Origin of the sequence: Chromatium okenii (assembly GCF_016583745.1) — a bacterium.
Lineage (GTDB): Bacteria > Pseudomonadota > Gammaproteobacteria > Chromatiales > Chromatiaceae > Chromatium > Chromatium okenii.
The window spans coordinates 30807-48234 of sequence record NZ_NRRQ01000003.1 but is presented as its reverse complement, the minus strand read 5'-3'; the positions used below and the strand labels follow the sequence as shown (position 1 = coordinate 48234).

Annotated in this window: 22 protein-coding genes; 18 read left to right on the top strand and 4 right to left on the bottom strand. The window is 51.2% G+C overall.

Annotated elements, in window-relative coordinates; all coding sequences use genetic code 11:
• Position 1 precedes the first annotated feature (1 nt).
• A complete protein-coding gene (locus CKO12_RS01755; RefSeq protein ID WP_200153010.1) occupies positions 2 to 1087 on the top strand; it encodes a response regulator in 1086 nt (361 codons plus the stop codon).
• 11 nt (positions 1088 to 1098) lie between these two features.
• On the opposite strand, the gene CKO12_RS01750 is transcribed toward CKO12_RS01755, so the two are convergent.
• Positions 1099 to 1422 carry a rhodanese-like domain-containing protein gene (locus tag CKO12_RS01750; protein ID WP_200153009.1) on the bottom strand — a complete coding sequence of 108 codons (324 nt, stop codon included), beginning with the start codon at positions 1420 to 1422 and terminating at the stop codon, positions 1099 to 1101.
• Between the two features lie 145 nt (positions 1423 to 1567).
• On the opposite strand from CKO12_RS01750, the gene cysG reads away from it, so the two are divergent.
• From cysG to CKO12_RS01735, 3 genes are read left to right on the top strand one after another with little or no spacing between them, the layout of a single operon-like run.
• Complete coding sequence (cysG, locus tag CKO12_RS01745; RefSeq protein WP_200153008.1) at positions 1568 to 2983, top strand: siroheme synthase CysG; 1416 nt, start codon at positions 1568 to 1570, stop codon at positions 2981 to 2983.
• Positions 2984 to 3022: 39 nt separating this feature from the next.
• Positions 3023 to 3223 carry a Trm112 family protein gene (locus CKO12_RS01740; RefSeq protein ID WP_200153007.1) on the top strand — a complete coding sequence of 67 codons (201 nt, stop codon included), beginning with the start codon at positions 3023 to 3025 and terminating at the stop codon, positions 3221 to 3223.
• A gap of 6 nt (positions 3224 to 3229) precedes the next feature.
• A complete protein-coding gene (locus CKO12_RS01735) occupies positions 3230 to 3733 on the top strand; it encodes a Slp family lipoprotein (RefSeq protein ID WP_200153006.1) in 504 nt (167 codons plus the stop codon).
• 12 nt (positions 3734 to 3745) lie between these two features.
• Here the strand turns inward: CKO12_RS01735 and CKO12_RS01730 are convergent, their stop codons facing one another.
• From CKO12_RS01730 to CKO12_RS01720, 3 genes are read right to left on the bottom strand one after another with little or no spacing between them, the layout of a single operon-like run.
• Positions 3746 to 4105: a hypothetical protein gene (locus tag CKO12_RS01730; protein ID WP_200153005.1), complete on the bottom strand. Its 360-nt coding sequence runs from the start codon at positions 4103 to 4105 to the stop codon at positions 3746 to 3748.
• Positions 4106 to 4126: 21 nt separating this feature from the next.
• Positions 4127 to 5698, bottom strand: a complete 1572-nt coding sequence (pap, locus tag CKO12_RS01725; RefSeq protein WP_200153004.1) for a polyphosphate:AMP phosphotransferase — start codon at positions 5696 to 5698, stop codon at positions 4127 to 4129.
• A gap of 5 nt (positions 5699 to 5703) precedes the next feature.
• Complete coding sequence (locus CKO12_RS01720) at positions 5704 to 6762, bottom strand: FAD:protein FMN transferase (RefSeq protein WP_200153003.1); 1059 nt, start codon at positions 6760 to 6762, stop codon at positions 5704 to 5706.
• A 135-nt stretch (positions 6763 to 6897) separates the two neighbouring features.
• Here CKO12_RS01720 and bchZ point away from each other — a divergent pair, with 135 nt between their 5' ends.
• The 14 genes from bchZ (at position 6898) to CKO12_RS01650 (ending at position 17428) form a co-directional block, all read left to right on the top strand.
• Positions 6898 to 8337, top strand: a complete 1440-nt coding sequence (bchZ, locus tag CKO12_RS01715) for a chlorophyllide a reductase subunit Z (protein ID WP_200153002.1) — start codon at positions 6898 to 6900, stop codon at positions 8335 to 8337.
• A gap of 320 nt (positions 8338 to 8657) precedes the next feature.
• Entirely contained in the window at positions 8658 to 8798 is a 141-nt protein-coding gene (gene pufB / locus CKO12_RS01710) for a light-harvesting antenna LH1, beta subunit (RefSeq protein WP_200153001.1), read from the top strand.
• Positions 8799 to 8894: 96 nt separating this feature from the next.
• A complete protein-coding gene (gene pufA / locus CKO12_RS01705) occupies positions 8895 to 9092 on the top strand; it encodes a light-harvesting antenna LH1, alpha subunit (RefSeq protein ID WP_200153000.1) in 198 nt (65 codons plus the stop codon).
• A gap of 118 nt (positions 9093 to 9210) precedes the next feature.
• A complete protein-coding gene (pufL, locus tag CKO12_RS01700; RefSeq protein ID WP_200152999.1) occupies positions 9211 to 10047 on the top strand; it encodes a photosynthetic reaction center subunit L in 837 nt (278 codons plus the stop codon).
• Between the two features lie 16 nt (positions 10048 to 10063).
• Positions 10064 to 11062 carry a photosynthetic reaction center subunit M gene (gene pufM, locus CKO12_RS01695; protein ID WP_200152998.1) on the top strand — a complete coding sequence of 333 codons (999 nt, stop codon included), beginning with the start codon at positions 10064 to 10066 and terminating at the stop codon, positions 11060 to 11062.
• Entirely contained in the window at positions 11059 to 12150 is a 1092-nt protein-coding gene (pufC, locus tag CKO12_RS01690; protein ID WP_200152997.1) for a photosynthetic reaction center cytochrome PufC, read from the top strand. The genes pufM and pufC overlap by 4 nt, the downstream gene beginning before the upstream one ends.
• A 97-nt stretch (positions 12151 to 12247) precedes the next feature.
• The gene (pufB, locus tag CKO12_RS01685; RefSeq protein WP_200153080.1) at positions 12248 to 12394 is read left to right on the top strand and encodes a light-harvesting antenna LH1, beta subunit; all 147 of its coding nucleotides are present in this window, start codon (positions 12248 to 12250) and stop codon (positions 12392 to 12394) included.
• 326 nt (positions 12395 to 12720) lie between these two features.
• A complete protein-coding gene (gene pufA / locus CKO12_RS01680) occupies positions 12721 to 12849 on the top strand; it encodes a light-harvesting antenna LH1, alpha subunit (RefSeq protein ID WP_200152996.1) in 129 nt (42 codons plus the stop codon).
• Positions 12850 to 12984: 135 nt separating this feature from the next.
• Complete coding sequence (gene pufA, locus CKO12_RS01675) at positions 12985 to 13182, top strand: light-harvesting antenna LH1, alpha subunit (protein ID WP_200152995.1); 198 nt, start codon at positions 12985 to 12987, stop codon at positions 13180 to 13182.
• Positions 13183 to 13259: 77 nt separating this feature from the next.
• Positions 13260 to 13688: a secondary thiamine-phosphate synthase enzyme YjbQ gene (locus CKO12_RS01670; RefSeq protein WP_200152994.1), complete on the top strand. Its 429-nt coding sequence runs from the start codon at positions 13260 to 13262 to the stop codon at positions 13686 to 13688.
• 3 nt (positions 13689 to 13691) lie between these two features.
• Positions 13692 to 15035 carry a RuBisCO large subunit C-terminal-like domain-containing protein gene (locus tag CKO12_RS01665; protein ID WP_200152993.1) on the top strand — a complete coding sequence of 448 codons (1344 nt, stop codon included), beginning with the start codon at positions 13692 to 13694 and terminating at the stop codon, positions 15033 to 15035.
• Positions 15032 to 15631: an isopentenyl-diphosphate Delta-isomerase gene (gene idi / locus CKO12_RS01660; RefSeq protein ID WP_200152992.1), complete on the top strand. Its 600-nt coding sequence runs from the start codon at positions 15032 to 15034 to the stop codon at positions 15629 to 15631. The genes CKO12_RS01665 and idi overlap by 4 nt, the downstream gene beginning before the upstream one ends.
• 26 nt (positions 15632 to 15657) lie before the next feature.
• Positions 15658 to 16641, top strand: a complete 984-nt coding sequence (lipA, locus tag CKO12_RS01655) for a lipoyl synthase (protein ID WP_200152991.1) — start codon at positions 15658 to 15660, stop codon at positions 16639 to 16641.
• Between the two features lie 28 nt (positions 16642 to 16669).
• Complete coding sequence (locus CKO12_RS01650; RefSeq protein ID WP_200152990.1) at positions 16670 to 17428, top strand: YdcF family protein; 759 nt, start codon at positions 16670 to 16672, stop codon at positions 17426 to 17428.

Genomic DNA, 17428 nt, shown 5'->3' with positions numbered 1-17428 from the left:
TATGATTCCCACAGCGATTGATCGCCCCACAATTTTAGTGGTGGACGACACCCCGGTTAATCTCAGTTTGCTGAATGGTTTTCTCGGCAAAGATTACCGAATTTTATTAGCGAATCACGGCACCAAAGCGTTGCAATTGGCACAAGAACGGCATCCCGATTTAATTCTGCTGGATATTATGATGCCGGATTTAGACGGTTATGAAGTGTGCCGCCGCTTGAAAGCAGATGAAGCGTTGCAACGGATTCCGGTGTTATTTCTCACCGCCAAAACTGAAACGGAAGATGAAGAACAAGGGTTTGCGGTTGGCGCAGTTGATTTCATTCATAAACCAATCAGTTTGCCGATTGTCGCAGCGCGGGTGCGTTCACATTTACAACTCAAAGCGTGGCAGGATTTTTTGCTCGATCAAAATGCGTGGCTGTTGCGCGAAGTTGAAAAGCGGTTATCAGACATCAATCGTTTTCAAGATGCTTCGATTTTGACGATGGTGTCGCTGGCGGAATTCCGCGATGAATGCACCGGCAATCACATTCAACGCACGCAAGAATATGTTCGCTTGCTGGCGCAGCAACTCGCGCATTTACCGCGTTATCAACATCAATTGACTTCCAGTTATATCGAATTGATGGCGAAATCAGCGGCGCTGCATGATGTCGGTAAAATTGCAATTCCCGATCATATTTTGCTCAAACCCGGCAAATTGACGGATGAAGAATTCGTCATCATGCGCACTCATGCCGTGCGCGGTTATGAAATGTTGGCGCGAGCGGGTGAACATCTCGGCGAGCACGGCGAATTTCTGAAACTGGCAAAAGATATTGCCCATTATCACCACGAAAAATGGGATGGCTGCGGTTATCCCGACGGTTTACAAGGACACGCAATTCCGTTGGCAGCGCGGTTGATGGCGGTGGCCGATGTGTTTGATGCGCTGTTGACGCGCCGTCCGTATAAAGAACCGTTGCCAATGCCAGAAGTGGTGGCGATGATAAAGCGCGAAAGTGGTCAACATTTTGACCCCGAAGTGATCGAGGCCTTTGTCATCATCTTGCCGCAGCTTGAAGTGGTTGCGCAGCAGTGCTGATTGCTGCGGCGTTAAGTGGTGGGAATTTCGAGCGGAAAGCCGTGCCGCGCCCACGCGATGATGCCGCCGCGCAGATTGATGACGCGCTCCAAACCGTGTTGCACCAGATAAGCAGTGGCTTGATAAGACCGCGCTCCGCTGTGACAGTAGAGCACCACATCTTGATCGGTAGGCAATTCGCTGAGGCGCAGCGGGATGGTGTGCATTGGCATCGGCAGCGCGTGTGGAATTGCGCCCTGTAGCCGTTCATTGGGCGTGCGAATGTCCACTAATAACAGCGGCTCACCTGCCGCAATCCGTGCTTGCAAAGTCTCAGAGTCAATCTCGTTAATCACAATTGCAATTCTACTCAATCGTTAAATAATTAAGCATATTAAGGACTTTCTCGTGATAACTCAACGAATCTCATAACTTCACTCGGCACTCGCCGCCCCCGCCCCCATCATCGTCAGTCATCAGTCTTTACAGCGGAAATGCGCAATGGATTTTCTTCCCATCTTTCTTGATCTTGAGGCACAGCCTTGTTTGATCGTCGGCGGCGGCGCGACTGCGGCGCGTAAAGCCACCAGCCTGTTGCGAGCGGGCGCAGCACTGACGCTGGTGGCACCGACGTTAAATGACACCTTGACTGCGCAGGCTGCGAGCGGGCAGTTGCAGCATCAGGCGCGGGCGTTTCAAGCCGAGGATGTCAACGGTCAGCGCCTGATTATCGCCGCCACCAATGATCTCACCGTTAATCGGCAGATCGCTGCGCTCGCCCGGGCGCACAACATTCCCGTCAACGTGGTGGACGATCCCGACGCCTGCACCTTTTTGCTGCCGTCGATTATCGACCGCGCTCCGGTGATGATTGCCGTCTCCAGCGGACGCGCTTCACCAGTGTTGGCGCGGATGCTGCGCACCCGCTTGGAATCGCTGATTCCCGCTGGTTACGGGCGGTTAGCGACGCTGGCGGGCAGTTATCGGGAACGGGTCAAAGCCCGCTTCAGCGCCCAGCGCGACCGCCGCCGCTTTTGGGATCGGGTGTTGCAGGGCGCAGTCGCCGAGCGGATTCTGGCTGGACAATTCACCGAAGCGGAGGCGGTGATTGAGCGCGAATTGGCACCCGATGCGCTGGAACACGATATGGGCGAGGTTTATCTGGTCGGTGCCGGTCCCGGCGATCCTGATTTGATGACGTTTCGGGCGCTGCGTTTGATGCAGCAGGCGGATGTGGTGGTGTATGACCGGCTGGTTGCCGAGCCGATTTTGCAGATGACGCGGCGCGATGCGCGGCGGATTTATGTCGGCAAAGAGCGCAATCATCACGCGATGCGACAAGAAGACATCAATCGGCTGCTGGCTGATCTCGCCAAAGAAGGACATCGCGTGTTGCGGCTCAAAGGTGGCGATCCGTTTATCTTTGGGCGCGGTGGCGAGGAAATCGACACGCTGGCGGCGGAAGGCGTGCCGTTTCAAGTCATCCCCGGCATCACTGCCGCGTCCGGCTGCGCGGCGTATGCGGGCATTCCGTTGACGCACCGCGATTATGCGCAGTCCGTGACCTTCGTCACAGGGCATCTCAAAGATGGCACCATCAATCTCAACTGGGCGGCGCTGGCGCAACCCAATCAAACGGTGGTGTTTTATATGGGTTTAGTCGGGCTGCCGGTGATTGTGGAACAGTTGCTGGCGCATGGTGTCGCGCCGACGATGCCGCTGGCGCTGATTCAACAGGGTACGACGCACCTGCAACGGGTTTACACCGGCACGTTGGCGACCATTTTGGAGGTGGTGATGGCAGACCCGCCGCAGCCACCGACGTTGGTCATCGTGGGCGAGGTGGTCACGCTGCGCGACAAGCTCAATTGGTTCAGTCCGCCAGATGCGCCACCCGAAGCGGAACGTCCGTTATAACTGCAAGTTCATTTTCACAACAAAAATAAGGGTTTATTCATGTTCGATAAAAAACTGCTCGACATCCTCGTCTGCCCCGTGACCAAGGCTCCGCTCATTTTTGATGCCGCTCGGGGCGAATTGATTTCGTTGGCCGCGCAGCTCGCCTATCCGATCCGCGATGACATTCCGGTGATGCTGGAAGATGAGGCGCGTCATCTCGCGCTGGAGGAAATGGACAGTTATCGGCAAGCGCGGTAGCCGGAGATGACGGCGGCGCAACTGCTGGCGCTGGCGCTCACAAGTAGCGTGGTGAGCGGCTGCGCGGCGCGTCAACTGTGCGTCAAACCCGTTGGCGATCCGGCGCTCACTCCGGCGGTTGCCAGCCGACAAACTGCTGAAACGGTGGTGAGTTGGGGCGGCGTGGTGGTCGCCAGCAGCAGCGAAGATGCCGCCATCGTCTCCGAAGTCACCGCTTATCCGCTGGATCGCTGCGGACATCCGGCAGTTCACAAGCCTGCGGTTGGCCAGTTTCTGGTGCGCCATCGTCATCACGTCACCCCGCTTGCTGGGCAACACCTCACCGCGACCGGACGCCTGTTGCCAACCGCTGACGCCATTCCCACGCTTGATGAAGCCGTCGTCCGCGTGTGGCCGGACGCGCCAGCCGCCGCTGATATGGCGCATCCCATTTTGTTATGGCCATTTATCAGCATCGGCATTTACGGCGGCGGCGGGCGGATCGGCGGCGGTTTCGGCATCCATTTTTAACAGCGCAGCGCGTTAATCTGTTGTTTTAGCGGGCAAAATAATCATTCGCTCCACATCCGCCATGCGAATCTCGCGCCCGTCAACGGTACGAAATTGCCGCCCTTCGACACTCCCGTGCCGCGCCTGATACACCGTCACCAGACCGGTATTCGCATTCACCACCTGCACCGTCACCAATTCACGGTCACGCCACCATTGCCATGACCACTGAATAGCCGTTACCGTCACCATTACAATTAACAAACCCGCAGCGAAATGCCGTAATAATGCCGATGGAGCTGGCGTTTCTATATCCAATAGCGTCCACCAATAATGCCGCACGGCAATCACACCAAACCACAAACACGCACTGATAAACAGTAGTTTTAACATTGCCACTCAACGCGAAATTGATTAAATGATGTCAAGGGGATTTGGTGCCGTATTCATCCGTTTATCTCCGCACGGGACATAACCGGAAACGGGCGCGAGATCGGTTTTTAATGCCAGCCGCAATGACTCGCAAATCGTGCGCAAGACTTTAATTCGCGCATACGGTTTATCATTCCCTTCCACCAGCGTCCATGTTGCATATTTGGTACTGGTACGCGCCACCATCTCATTCACCGCCTCTTTATACAGCGGCCATTTTTCCCGATTGCGCCAATCATCAGCGGTAATTTTATAGCGTTTATACGGCACATTTTCCCGATCTTTGAACCGCTGCAATTGTTCATCTTGACTGATATGCAGCCAGAATTTTAATAGAATGATACCGCGATCCACCAATTGCTCTTCAAACTGATTGATTTCCGCATACGCCCGCCGCCATTCCGCATCTGTTGCGAAGCCTTCAACGCGCTCGACTAAAACGCGCCCATACCATGAACGATCATACAACGTCATTAAACCAGCGCGGGGAATATGTCGCCAAAAGCGCCATAAATAATGATGCGCTTTTTCTTCATCGGTGGGCGCAGCAACGGGAATTGCGCGATATAACCGCGCATCAACGCTGCTGGTAATGCGCCGAATAGCGCCGCCTTTACCGCCAGCATCAACGCCTTCAAACATCAATACCGTTGACCGTTTTTGGTTATACGCCAACCACGCCAATTCGTTAATCTCATTCTGCAAATGCTTCAATTCTTGCTTGTAATCATCCCGCGCAATTGCCCGCGACAAATCTAATTGATCGAGCAGAGTAATCTGCGCACTGGCACTGCTGGGCAATTCTGGACGCATAACTGGCGGCGCATCATCAGTCGCAGCAGTGGTTTCTGCCAAGCGTAAACGAATTGCGTGCAATAGCGTTTTGCCAACTGTCAAATCACGATAGCGTCGGTCGGCTGCTTCAATTAAATACCAAGGCGAACTGCCGCGATCAGTATGTAAGATGACCCGCTCGGCGACGTGTTCAAATGCTGCATAATGCTCGGCAAACTTGCTTTTATCCGGCAGCATTTTCCAGCGACTTTTATCATCACGGGATAATTCTTTTAAGCGCGATTTTTGATCGCTCTCGGACAAATGAAACCAAAACTTGAGAATCAATGCGCCGTCTTGAATTAGCATCCGCTCAAAATCGACAATGCGATTGAGTTCGCCGTCAAGTTCCGCATCAGAACAATAGCCCTTAAAGCGATATTCAATTGGCGTTTGATACCAGCCACCAAAGAGAATTGAAAAATCACCTCGTGCTGGCAATGAACGCCAAAAGCGCCAATAACGCGGGCGGTCGCGTTCCTCATCAGATTCTTCCCAAAAAGCAAAGGTTTGTACACCTCGCGCATCCAGCCATTCATTCAAACGATTGACGACTTCACCCTTGCCAGCAGCTTCCACGCCAGAAATTAAAATAATCACCGGCACATTGGCTGCTTTCAAATCGCGTTGAGCACTCAATAATTCAGTGCGCAATACTTCTTGCTGTTCGCGGTAATCTTCTTTGCTAACGGAACGTCCAACTTTGGTCGCTTCAAACATGGCATTTAATCCTCAGCGTGATCAAAGAGTTGTTGAAAAGCGGGTGTGGCAATTCCGCGTAATTCTTCACCATCGCGGATAATAAAATAGGCAGCAACATTTTGCGCTTTGGCGAGTTCTAAACCGCGTTCATCACCTAATACCATTAACGCAGTTGCTAATCCATCCACTGTTATTCCCACTTCACCAACAACAGTGACAGAGCCGAGATTGCGTGTCACTGGTGTACCCGTGCGGGGGTCGATTTCATGTGAATAGCGTTTGCCGTCGCGTTCAAAAAAATTGCGGTAATCGCCTGAAGTGGCAACGGCGCGATTAGAAATGGGAATCACGCGGTGCATGGTGCGATGTTCAATCAATGGTTCTTCAATTGCAATTGCCCAAGGTTGTCGTTTAGCATTCACTCCCGCAGTGCGAATTGCGCCCGCAATGGCGACTAAATAATCGGTCACACCTTGCGTTTTTAACCATGCAGCAATTTGATCGCCGCCGTAGCCTTCACCGAGTGAAGATAAATCAAGATATAAATCGGCTTGCGCTTTGCGCACGGCGGGTGGTTGCGCTTGCAATTCTAATTTTTTCCACCCAACGCGTGCTTGCGCTGCTTGAATGTCATCCTGTGATGGTGGTGTATCGCGCCGTGCTTCTGGGCCAAAGCCCCATAAATTCACTAATGGCCCGATGGTAATATCATAGGTGCCATTCGTGAGTGCCGCTAATCGCTGTCCTTCGGCAATGAGTTGATAGACGTTTGCGGATACGGGAATCCAATCAGTGCTCGCATTTTGATTGAGACGTGATAATTCTGAAGTTTTATCATAGGTGGATATTTCAGCAATGACTTGGGCTAATATCTTTTCTACACCTTGCTTTAAACTTGCAGCGGTCATGCCTTGCGGTGGTCGCGCTACTTTGACGGAATAATAGGTGCCCATCGTGGGGCCATCAATTTCAATGATGGGGTCTGGTCGTTCGCAGCCGCTGAATAACACGGCAAAAATCAGAATTAACCAGCGCCAGTTGTGGTGCGGTTGTTGCTGAGTGAGCAATGAACTAAACGCCATTGGGAATGCTCCTAGTTGCGCAAAAGTGCTGAGTGAAACAATAAAGCGTTTATGTTAGTTTAACCCGACAACGGTTGTCGATTAAATGCGGCGAGTGTGCTGCGAATTGCCATTACAATGAGGTGTGTTTTATTTATGTTAATCAATGATCTTGATCGCGCTGGTGGTTATTGGGGAGCGGTGTATGTGTTTACGGCAATCAAGGGGCTGCAAGTCATTATTGATGGTCCGGTGGGGTGTGAAAATTTGCCGGTGACGGCGGTGCTGCATTACACCGACGGGCTGCCGCCGCACGAGTTGCCGGTGGTGGTGACCGGGCTGGGCGAGGAGGAACTCGGGCAGCGCGGCACTGAACAGGCGATGCGGCGAGCGTATCAAACCCTTGATCCGACGCGCCCGGCGGTGGTGGTGACGGGTTCCATCGCGGAGATGATCGGCGGCGGCGTGACGCCGGAGGGCACCAACATTCTGCGCTTTTTGCCGCGAACCATCGACGAAGATCAATGGCAAAGCGCCAATCGCGCTTTGATGTGGCTGTGGACGCAGTTTGGCAGCAAAAAAGGGGCGGCACTCAAGCGCCAGCCGCGAGCGGCGACGGGACGGCCGCGAGTCAATTTGATTGGGTCGATATACGGCACCTTTAATGCGCCGTCGGATGTGGCGGAAATACGGCGGCTGGTGGAGGGCATCGGCGCGGAGGTGAATTTGATTTTTCCGCTCGGCTGTCAGCTCGCCGACGTGCCCAAGCTGGCGGATGCGGAAGTGAATGTGTGTTTATACCGTGAATTTGGGCGTTCATTGTGCGAGGCGCTGGAGCGTCCGTTTTTACAAGCGCCAATTGGATTGCATAGCACGACGAAGTTTTTACGCGCTTTGGGTGAGTTATTGAATTTAGACCCGGAGCCATTTATCGCGCAGGAAAAACACACGACGATCAAACCGATTTGGGATTTATGGCGGTCGGTAACGCAGGATTTTTTTGGTACAGCGAGTTTTGGCGTGGCGGCGACTGAAACTTATAGTCGGGGACTGCGGCATTTTTTAGAAGATGAAATGGGTTTGCCGTGTCATTTTGCATTTACGCGGCAGGCGGGCGTTAAGCCAGATAACGATCTGATTCGCCAAACCATTCGGGATAAAACGCCGTTGATCGTATTCGGTAGTTATAACGAGCGGATGTATCTCGCCGAAATGGGCGCACGCGCAACTTATATTCCGGCGTCGTTTCCGGGCACCGTGATTCGGCGGCATACCGGCACTCCATTTATGGGTTACGCGGGCGCGACTTATCTCATTCAAGAGGTGTGTAACGCTTTATTTGACGCGCTTTTTCACATCATTCCGCTCGGCACGGAGCTTGATAAAGTTGAGGCGACGCCGGCGCGAATGCACCGCGAATTGCCTTGGGATGAAGCGGCGCGGGCGGCGTTTGATGAGATTGTGGACAGTCAGCCGGTGGTGGTGCGGATTTCGGCTGCCAAACAGTTGCGTGATGCGACAGAGCGGGCGGCGCGGACGGCTGGCGAGGAACTGGTCACGGCAGCGCGAGTTTTTGCCACGCAGCGCAGCCTGTAAAAATCAGGTGTAAATGTAGATTGACATCTGTGTCAGTCAAGCTAGACTGACACCTGAATCTAGTCACCTCGTCAGGCAAGTTAGACGGGCGTTTCTTGCAGCAGATTTCGGCCTGTGATCGTGTCGATAGCCGCTGTTGGAAGACCCAACGCTGATTTCGTGATTCCTGTTCAAGCAATCACTTGACGAGATTTAAACCCGTTTTCAGCGGGTGGATTCCCAGCCGTAGCGAGTCGATTCACGGCGCCACTGCCACACGATGTGCGGCATCATTCAACGATTATATCTCTATTCTTTGTTGAGATTTTGGAGGATTTTCAATGGCTAACAACAGCTTAACCGGATTGACCGAACAAGAAGCTCAAGAATTCCATGGCTTTTTTATGCAAAGCATGTCTGCTTTCTTTGGAATCGTTGTATTCGCGCATATCCTGGCTTGGATGTGGCGTCCTTGGCTGTAATTGCGGATGATGCCCGCTGCAACAACTGAATTAAGCATTCACTAAAAGTTGTTGCCGACTATTTATTCCTAATAACTTGAATTGTGGAGAAAACCAATGATGTCACCTGATATGTGGAAAATTTGGTTGTTAATCGACCCCCGCCGCGTACTGATCGCAGTGTTTGTTTTCTTGGTTGTATTGGCACTTGCCATTCACATGATCCTGTTAAGCACCACTGATTTCAATTGGCTCGAAGACGGCGTTCCGGCTGCTTCCGTACAGCAAACGACACCAGCTGTACCACAACGCTAAATCGTGTCCTTGACGGGGGCGGCAGGTGAGGCATTGTTTCATGGCACGCCTCGTCTACCGCCAGTAGTGCTAAGAGGAGATGTCCGGCCAGGCTGTCTCCCCAGCAGAGGGTTTTATAATGGCCATGCTCAGTTTTGAGAAAAAGTACCGCGTCCGTGGCGGGACGTTGATAGGAGGAGACCTGTTCGACTTCTGGGTGGGGCCGTTTTACGTCGGCTTCTTCGGAGTATCAGGGTTTTTCTTTGCGTTGCTAGGAACGCTCCTAATGGCTTGGGGCGCCACCCTCGGTCCTAATGCGGAACTGCAAACCTTTAATCTTTGGCAAATTAGCATTGCGCCACCAGACCTGAGTTATGGGTTAGGAATGGCACCGATGGCTGAAGGTGGGTTGTGGCAGATCATTACAATCTGCGCAATTGGTGCGTTTGTTTCCTGGGCGCTGCGCGAAGTTGAAATTTGTCGCAAATTAGGAATTGGTTTCCATATTCCGTTTGCATTCTCCTTTGCAATTGGCGCTTATTTGGTTCTTGTTGTCGTACGTCCGATTTTACTCGGCGGCTGGGGACATGGTTTCCCATACGGAATTCTCAGTCATCTTGATTGGGTTTCTAATGTGGGCTATCAGTTCCTACACTTCCATTACAACCCAGCGCACATGCTGGCGATCACCTTCTTTTTCACCAATGCTTTAGCATTGTCGATGCACGGTTCATTGATTCTGTCAGTGACCAATCCGCAAGAAGGTGAAGTAGTGAAGACGAGTGAGCATGAAAATACTTTTTTCCGTGACATCGTGGGTTATTCCATTGGTGCGCTCGCCATTCACCGCTTGGGTTTGTTCCTGGCACTTAGTGCCGTGTTCTGGAGCGCGGTTTGTATCGTCATTAGTGGACCTTTCTGGACGCGAGGATGGCCGGAATGGTGGAACTGGTGGCTTGAGCTTCCGCTCTGGTAGGAACTAGGAGACGACAATGCCTGAATATCAGAATATTTTTAATAGTGTGCAGGTTCGCTCACCAGCTTATCCTGGTGTGCCATTGCCGAAAGGCAGCCTGCCGCGCCTTGGTAAGCCGCTGTTTTCCTATTGGGCTGGTAAGATCGGCGACGCGCAAATCGGTCCGCTGTATCTGGGTTTCACTGGCACTTTATCATTGATCTTTGGCTTCATCGCTTTAGAGATCATTGGTTTAAACATGCTGGCATCAGTTGATTGGAGTCCAATCGAACTGGTAAAGAACTTGTTTTGGTTGGCGCTTGAGCCGCCAGCGCCTTCTTATGGCTTGAGTATTCCGCCATTATCAGAAGGTGGATGGTGGATTATGGCGGGAGTCTTTTTGACCGCATCCATTATCTTATGGTGGGTTCGTACTTATAAACGCGCCGCAGCATTAGGAATGAGTCAACATTTGTCTTGGGCATTTGCTGCCGCCATTTTCTTCTATCTGAGCTTGGGTTTTATTCGCCCGGTAATGATGGGAAGTTGGGCAGAAGCAGTTCCCTTTGGCATTTTCCCGCATTTAGATTGGACGGCAGCATTCTCCATTCGTTATGGAAATCTGTATTACAACCCGTTCCACATGTTGTCTATTGCGTTTTTGTATGGATCAGCATTGTTATTTGCAATGCACGGCGCGACCATCTTGGCAGTAAGCCGCTTTGGTGGTGATCGGGAAATCGATCAGATTACTGATCGTGGAACCGCAGCAGAACGCGCAGCATTATTTTGGCGCTGGACGATGGGCTTCAATGCGTCAATGGAATCCATTCACCGTTGGAGTTGGTGGTTTGCCGTATTGACCGTCATCACTGCAGGAATTGGGATTCTTTTGACTGGTACCGTCGTTGACAACTGGTATCTCTGGGCTGTGAAGCATGGAGTTGCACCAAGTTATCCAATTGATGTGCTCGTGCAGGATCCGTACACGATGCCGCAGGATGCTTACATGATCCAGCAGGGGGTCGCGCAATGAATATTGGAAAACACGCATCCATTCCATTGGTTGCAGTGGTCGCTTCCGTACTCTTGTTAGGCTGCGAGCGTCCACCACCAGAAGTTGTACAGGGTGGTTATCGTGGATTGGCAATGGAGCAGAATTACAATCCGCGTTTGTTAGCTGAAAGTATGAAAGCTAATCTGCCTCCAGAAGCGCTTGCAGCTGCAGCACCGGGTGGTCCTAACGTATCCGCCGTTTATCAAAACGTGCAGGTATTGAAGGAATTGAGTGTTGCTGATTTCACTCGCATCATGGTAGCAGCGACCTTATGGGTTGCACCGAAAGAAGGCTGTAATTATTGCCACGTTCCGGGCAACTTTGCATCTGATGACATCTATACCAAGGTTGTATCGCGGCGGATGTTTGAAATGGTGCGGCAAACCAATGCGAATTGGAAAACACACGTCGCAGATACGGGTATTACCTGTTACACCTGCCATCGTGGTAATCCCGTTCCGAAGTATGTTTGGGTGACAGATCCAGGTCCAAATCATCCTTCTGGCGTGAAACCAAGCGGACAGAATACGGTTGCTTCTACGGCTGCGTATTCTTCACTGCCTTACGATCCATTTACGCCTTTTCTTGATCAAGCGAATGAAATTCGCGTGATTGGCAAGACGGCGCTGCCAAGTGGCAATAAAACGTCTATTAAGCAAGCTGAATGGACGTATGCGTTGATGATGCAGATGTCTGATGCGTTGGGTGTGAATTGCACCTTCTGTCATAACACGCGGGCATTCTCCAATTGGCAACAAAGCACACCGAAACGCACTACTGCTTGGTATGCAATTCGTCATGTGCGGGATATGAACCAGAACTACATTTGGCCATTAAACGATGTGCTCCCAGCATCGCGTAAAGGACCTTATGGCGATCCCTTCAAAGTCAGTTGTATGACCTGCCATCAGGGCGCATATAAGCCGCTGTATGCAGCGAAGATGTTGAAGGATTATCCGGTGCTGATTGCTCCTGCGAAGGTTGAACAACCCGCAGCAGTTGCTCCAGAAGCACCAGTTGAGGCTGCACCGGTTGAAGCACTCGCACCGACTGCGCAAAATCTGTAGCCTGATCGGTGTGACGTTATGCAAGGATGCTTCTCAAAGTATCAAAGCAATTTGATACTTTGGGAGATGACATCAAAAGTAGTGAGGCACCATGATAATGGTTAGTGAGAACCGCTCGATGTCTGGACTTACAGAAGACGAAGCAAGGGAATTTCATGCGATCTTTGTGTCTAGTTTCGTTGCGTTTACGGGGATTGTGGTGTTTGCACATATTCTCGTATGGTTGTGGCGTCCGTGGCTGTAATGGTTAATGGCGCATAACTGTTGATTGAACTGTTCGCTGTTCTAAAAAAATGTTCATGGTTATAGCGATTTGACACAACTTGAGCGTTTCGATTAAGTTGTTTCCGGTGCTTTTTTTCGCACCGTCCAGACACGCTACGGCTGGACGTTATTCCTTACTCAAGAGTCAAGGCCTTGTAATCCGTTTTAAGGTCATGGTAGGGACGGCGTAATACAAACCTTTGAGAAATTCATTGGTTTTTAGTAGCGGTTTTTGATGTAGTGTTTGTGACGACCGGGTAATTGTTCACTGACAATGCCCACCCATATCAAGACTGGAGAATACACATGCATAAAGTTTGGCAGATTTTCGACCCACGCAGAACCCTCGTTGCATTATTTGGTTTTCTGTTTGTGCTGGCACTGTTGATTCATTTCATTCTACTCAGCAGCCCCGCATTTAACTGGATCAGCTAAGTTATAGCCCCAGTGGAAATCTCTTGGGGCGTACTGTATACGCCCCAAGATTTATCTGATTACTCCATTCTGAACCTGCACTGAGATGACTAATTCCTGATTGGCATGTTCGGTGTGATATAGGAGTCGCAGTCAATGCAACAATACACTTGGAAACTGTGGCAACAATATAGCCCCAAGCTCATTATCATGGGCACAGGCGGCTCGTTGTTTGCTCTTGCTTTTGTCATTCACATTCTGTTGTTCAGCAGCCCGTCGTTCAATTGGCTGCAAGGTTCGGAAACGATGCCCGCAGCAGTTGCGCAAATGACCGCGTTACCAGTTATCCGCTGATTCTAGTGGCGTTTCAACGTCGGCGGGCGGGGAACGCTTAAACCCACCCTGTCCGTTGTCGTCATTCGTTACTAGCCATGTTCTTTTTTAATGATTCCATTCGCTTAACCACCACTGCCCCTATTCAGATCATTGATGTTACGACCCACATCAAGAGCATCGTTCAGCAGCATCCCGTTCATAACGGACAACTCACGCTCTATTCCGCACACACCACTGCATTCGTAGCAATTAACGAATGTGAGCCGATGTTGCAGCAGGATATGGTCGATTTTTTAATGACGTTAGTCCCGCCTCCGCACTCCTTGCGCCACAATATCAATCCAATTGACGGACGGTTAAATGCGCATTCACATTTACTCGGTTTGTTTATGAATGCGTCCGAGACTATTCCGATTGTCAATGGAGAATTGCTGTTAGGGAATTGGCAATCCATCTTTTTTATTGAATTGGATGGCCCCCGCGAAGAGCGTATCTTGCGGGTGCAAATAGCAGGAGAGCGTTAATTGATGTTGGATTCCGATAGCGCGGGTTTCTTTGCTGATGCGCAAACACTGGATCAAGATGCGTATATTCACCTTGACTATTACTTAGAATGTACGGGTGATCCACGTCTTGCAGCAGCGCATTTTTGTGCGGAACAATCAACCGCGCAATGGCGACGGGTTGGTCATGCTGAGGATTTAAGAGCACAGTTTGCAGCGCGAGTCATTGATTTAACCATACTCAATTCAGAACTCACCGCGTTTAGTTATGGGATTCGCACTCCGCCGGGCGAGCGGGTTTCTGCTTGCCACCTCACAATTGCGCATCCACACGCTAATTTTGGAGCGCGATTACCTAATTTATTAAGTGCAGTGTGTGGTGAAGGCACCTTTTTTTCTCCCGGTGCCCCGATTATTAAACTCCTTGATATTCGTTTTCCCGATGCGTATTTAGCCGCGTTCACAGGGCCGCGTTTCGGCGTTGAAGGCTTGCGTGAGCAATTGCAAGTGTATCAACGCCCCATCTTTTTTGGAGTGATTAAACCGAATATCGGTTTACCTCCTGATGCCTTTAGTCAGCTTGGTTATGAAAGTTGGTTAGGTGGTCTTGATATTGCCAAAGATGATGAAATGCTTGCGGATACTGATTGGTGTCCACTCAGTGAACGCTCGGCGTTATTAGGCGCAGCACGCCGTCAAGCTGAATATGAAACGGGGGTGCCTAAATGTTATCTTGCCAATATCACCGATGAAGTAGATCGTTTAATTGAATTACACGATCTTGCCGTTGCGAATGGCGCAAATGCGTTATTAGTGAATGCAATGCCGGTGGGATTAAGTGCCGTGCGTATGTTATGCAAACATGCCACCGTGCCCCTTATTGCGCACTTTCCATTATTAGCGCCGTTTAATCGTTTGGCGCACTTTGGAATTCATTCTCAAGTCTTTACAAAATTACAACGATTAGCTGGTTTTGATGCCATCATTATGCCGGGGTTTGGGGCGCGAATGCACATGAGCGATGCGGAAGTCATTGCAAATGTTAATGCTTGCCTTGCGCCAATGGGTGCGATTAAACGCAGTTTACCGGTGCCAGGCGGAAGCGATTGGGCGGGAACATTAAACGAGGTTTATCAAAAAGTTGGCACCGTTGATTTTGGATTTGTGCCCGGACGCGGCGTCTTTGGACATCCGCTCGGCCCCCGCGCTGGCGCTGCGAGTATTCGTCAGGCTTGGGATGCCATTGCAGCAGGTCAATCAGTCGCTGAATACGCAACAACACATGAAGAATTAAAGGCTGCATTTCAGGCATTTGGTGTTTCTCATACGCTTCCAACTCCTGCATCTGATATACAAGGTACATCGTGAGCACCAATTTTGTGCCGCCACTTGCCGCTACCGAATGGCACCGTGCTTGGGAACGCGATGCAATAGAAGAAGTGATTGTTGTCGATCACAATGACCAGTCATTGGGCACTGCTGGTAAATTAGAAGTTCATCGCACCGGTCAATTGCATCGCGCTTTTTCAATTCTCGTATTTAATTCTCAAGGTGACTTATTATTGCAGCGTCGCGCCGATGGTAAATACCATTTTGCGTGCTGCTGGTCGAATACCTGTTGCGGACATCCGCGACCTGATGAAACCGTGTTAAGTGCCGCTTGTCGCCGCTTGCAAGAAGAGTTTGGAATTGCGGTGGCTTTAATAGAGCGAACGCAATTTGTATATCGCGCTGAAGATGCACATTCGGGTTTAATTGAACACGAATATCTGCACATGTTTTATGGCGCGTATAACGGTTCACCGCATCCAGAACCCTCAGAAATTGGCGCATGGCGCTGGATGCCTATTCCTGCAATTCAACGCGCATTACACGCGCATCCACAGTGGTTTACACCTTGGTTCCATTTGTTAATGGATAAGTTGTTAATTGATCACCCTCATAATTTTATTCCCGCGCATTAAGTTTTTAATTGTGCGCCGAGCGGTTTATGCCAATTCCTGATTCCATTGGCGCTCCATCACGCGCCACGCCAGACACCCATCAACGCGGTCAAGACAAATTAGCGCGGCTTCCTCAACAGGTTGAGCCGCCGCCGGTGCAATTGCGAAAACCGGATTGGATTCGTGCTCCAGCGCCACTCGGTACTGATGTTGCGCGGATGAAGGCGCTGTTGCGTGGGCACAACTTGGCAACGGTGTGCGAAGAAGCGATGTGCCCTAACTTGGGCGAATGTTTCAAATCTGGCACCGCTACCTTTTTGATTTTAGGCGATATTTGTACACGCCGTTGTCCATTTTGCGATGTTGCGCACGGACAACCCCAGCCCGTTAATCCAGAGGAGCCAGCGCAGTTGGCGCAGGCGGTTGCGGCGTTGGCGTTGCGTTATGTTGTCATTACTTCGGTGGATCGTGATGATTTGCGCGACGGCGGTGCCGGACAATTTGCCGACTGCGTGCGGGCAGTGCGCCGCGATAACACGCTGATAAAGATAGAAATTTTGGTGCCAGATTTTCGGGGTCGCGCTGCGGTGGCGCTCGCGCAATTCGCTGACGACGCGGTGCCAGATGTGTTCAATCACAATTTGGAAACCGTGCCGCGCCTGTATCGCCACACCCGCCCCGGCGCGGACTACGCCGGTTCTTTGCAGTTGTTGCAGGCGTTCAAAACGCGCCATCCCGAGGTGCCGACAAAATCTGGGCTGATGCTCGGTTTGGGCGAAACCCGCGAGGAGGTGGTGACGGTGATGCGCGATTTACGGGCGCACGGCTGTAACATGTTGACTTTAGGACAATATCTCCAGCCCAGTCGCAATCATCTTGCCGTGCATCGTTATTGGACGCCGAGCGAATTTGACGACCTGCGCAGCACGGGCGAGGCGCTGGGATTTGCGCACGTCGCCAGTGCGCCGCTGGTGCGCTCGTCTTATCACGCGGATCGCCAAGCTGGTGATGTCATTGATTCTACTCGATAAAACACGCAAAAAAGCGATTTTTTAGCGCATGTCACTCCTGTATAGCATCGCTAAAAGTCTGCTGTTACCGCCGGGGTTGTTGCTCCTGCTGTTGGGAATCGCATTTTTTCTGGTGCGCGGCGTATTTGAAAAGATATTGATCTTTATCACTTTTTCGCTGTTCACGTTGATGACGTTGCCAGTGGTGGCGACGGTATTGATGATGCCTTTGGAGCGTTATCCGGCACTGGGAACGCTGCCGCCCACCGCGCAGGCGATTGTGATTTTGAGCGCCGGGCGGGTGACGGATGCACCGGAATATGGCGGCGACACGCTTGATGATGCGAGTTGGCGGCGGCTGCGGTACGGCGCGATCTTGCAGCGCCAAACCGGTTTGCCGCTTTATGTAGCGGGCGGAAAATTATCTGAGGAACAACAAACACTTGCGGCATTAATGGCGGCGGCGTTGCAGCAAGATTATGGAATAACGGTGGCGGGAATGGAGACCAGCAGCCAAACGACTTGGGAAAATGCTCGCAATACCGCGCAATTATTAAAGCCTATTGGCATTCAGCATGTGTTATTAGTGAGTGATGCGTGGCATTTACCGCGAGCAGTGGATGCTTTTACAGAAATGGGTTTTATCATAACGCCCGCTCCCACTGGTTTTGTGCATCGCCCGCATTGGCAAACCAAATTAACGTATTGGGATTTTTTACCGTCAGCGCGGAGCTTTTTATTGAGTTATTATGCTATTCATGAACACATCGGGCGCGTGTGGTATCAATTAAAAGCATGGCAAAACTAA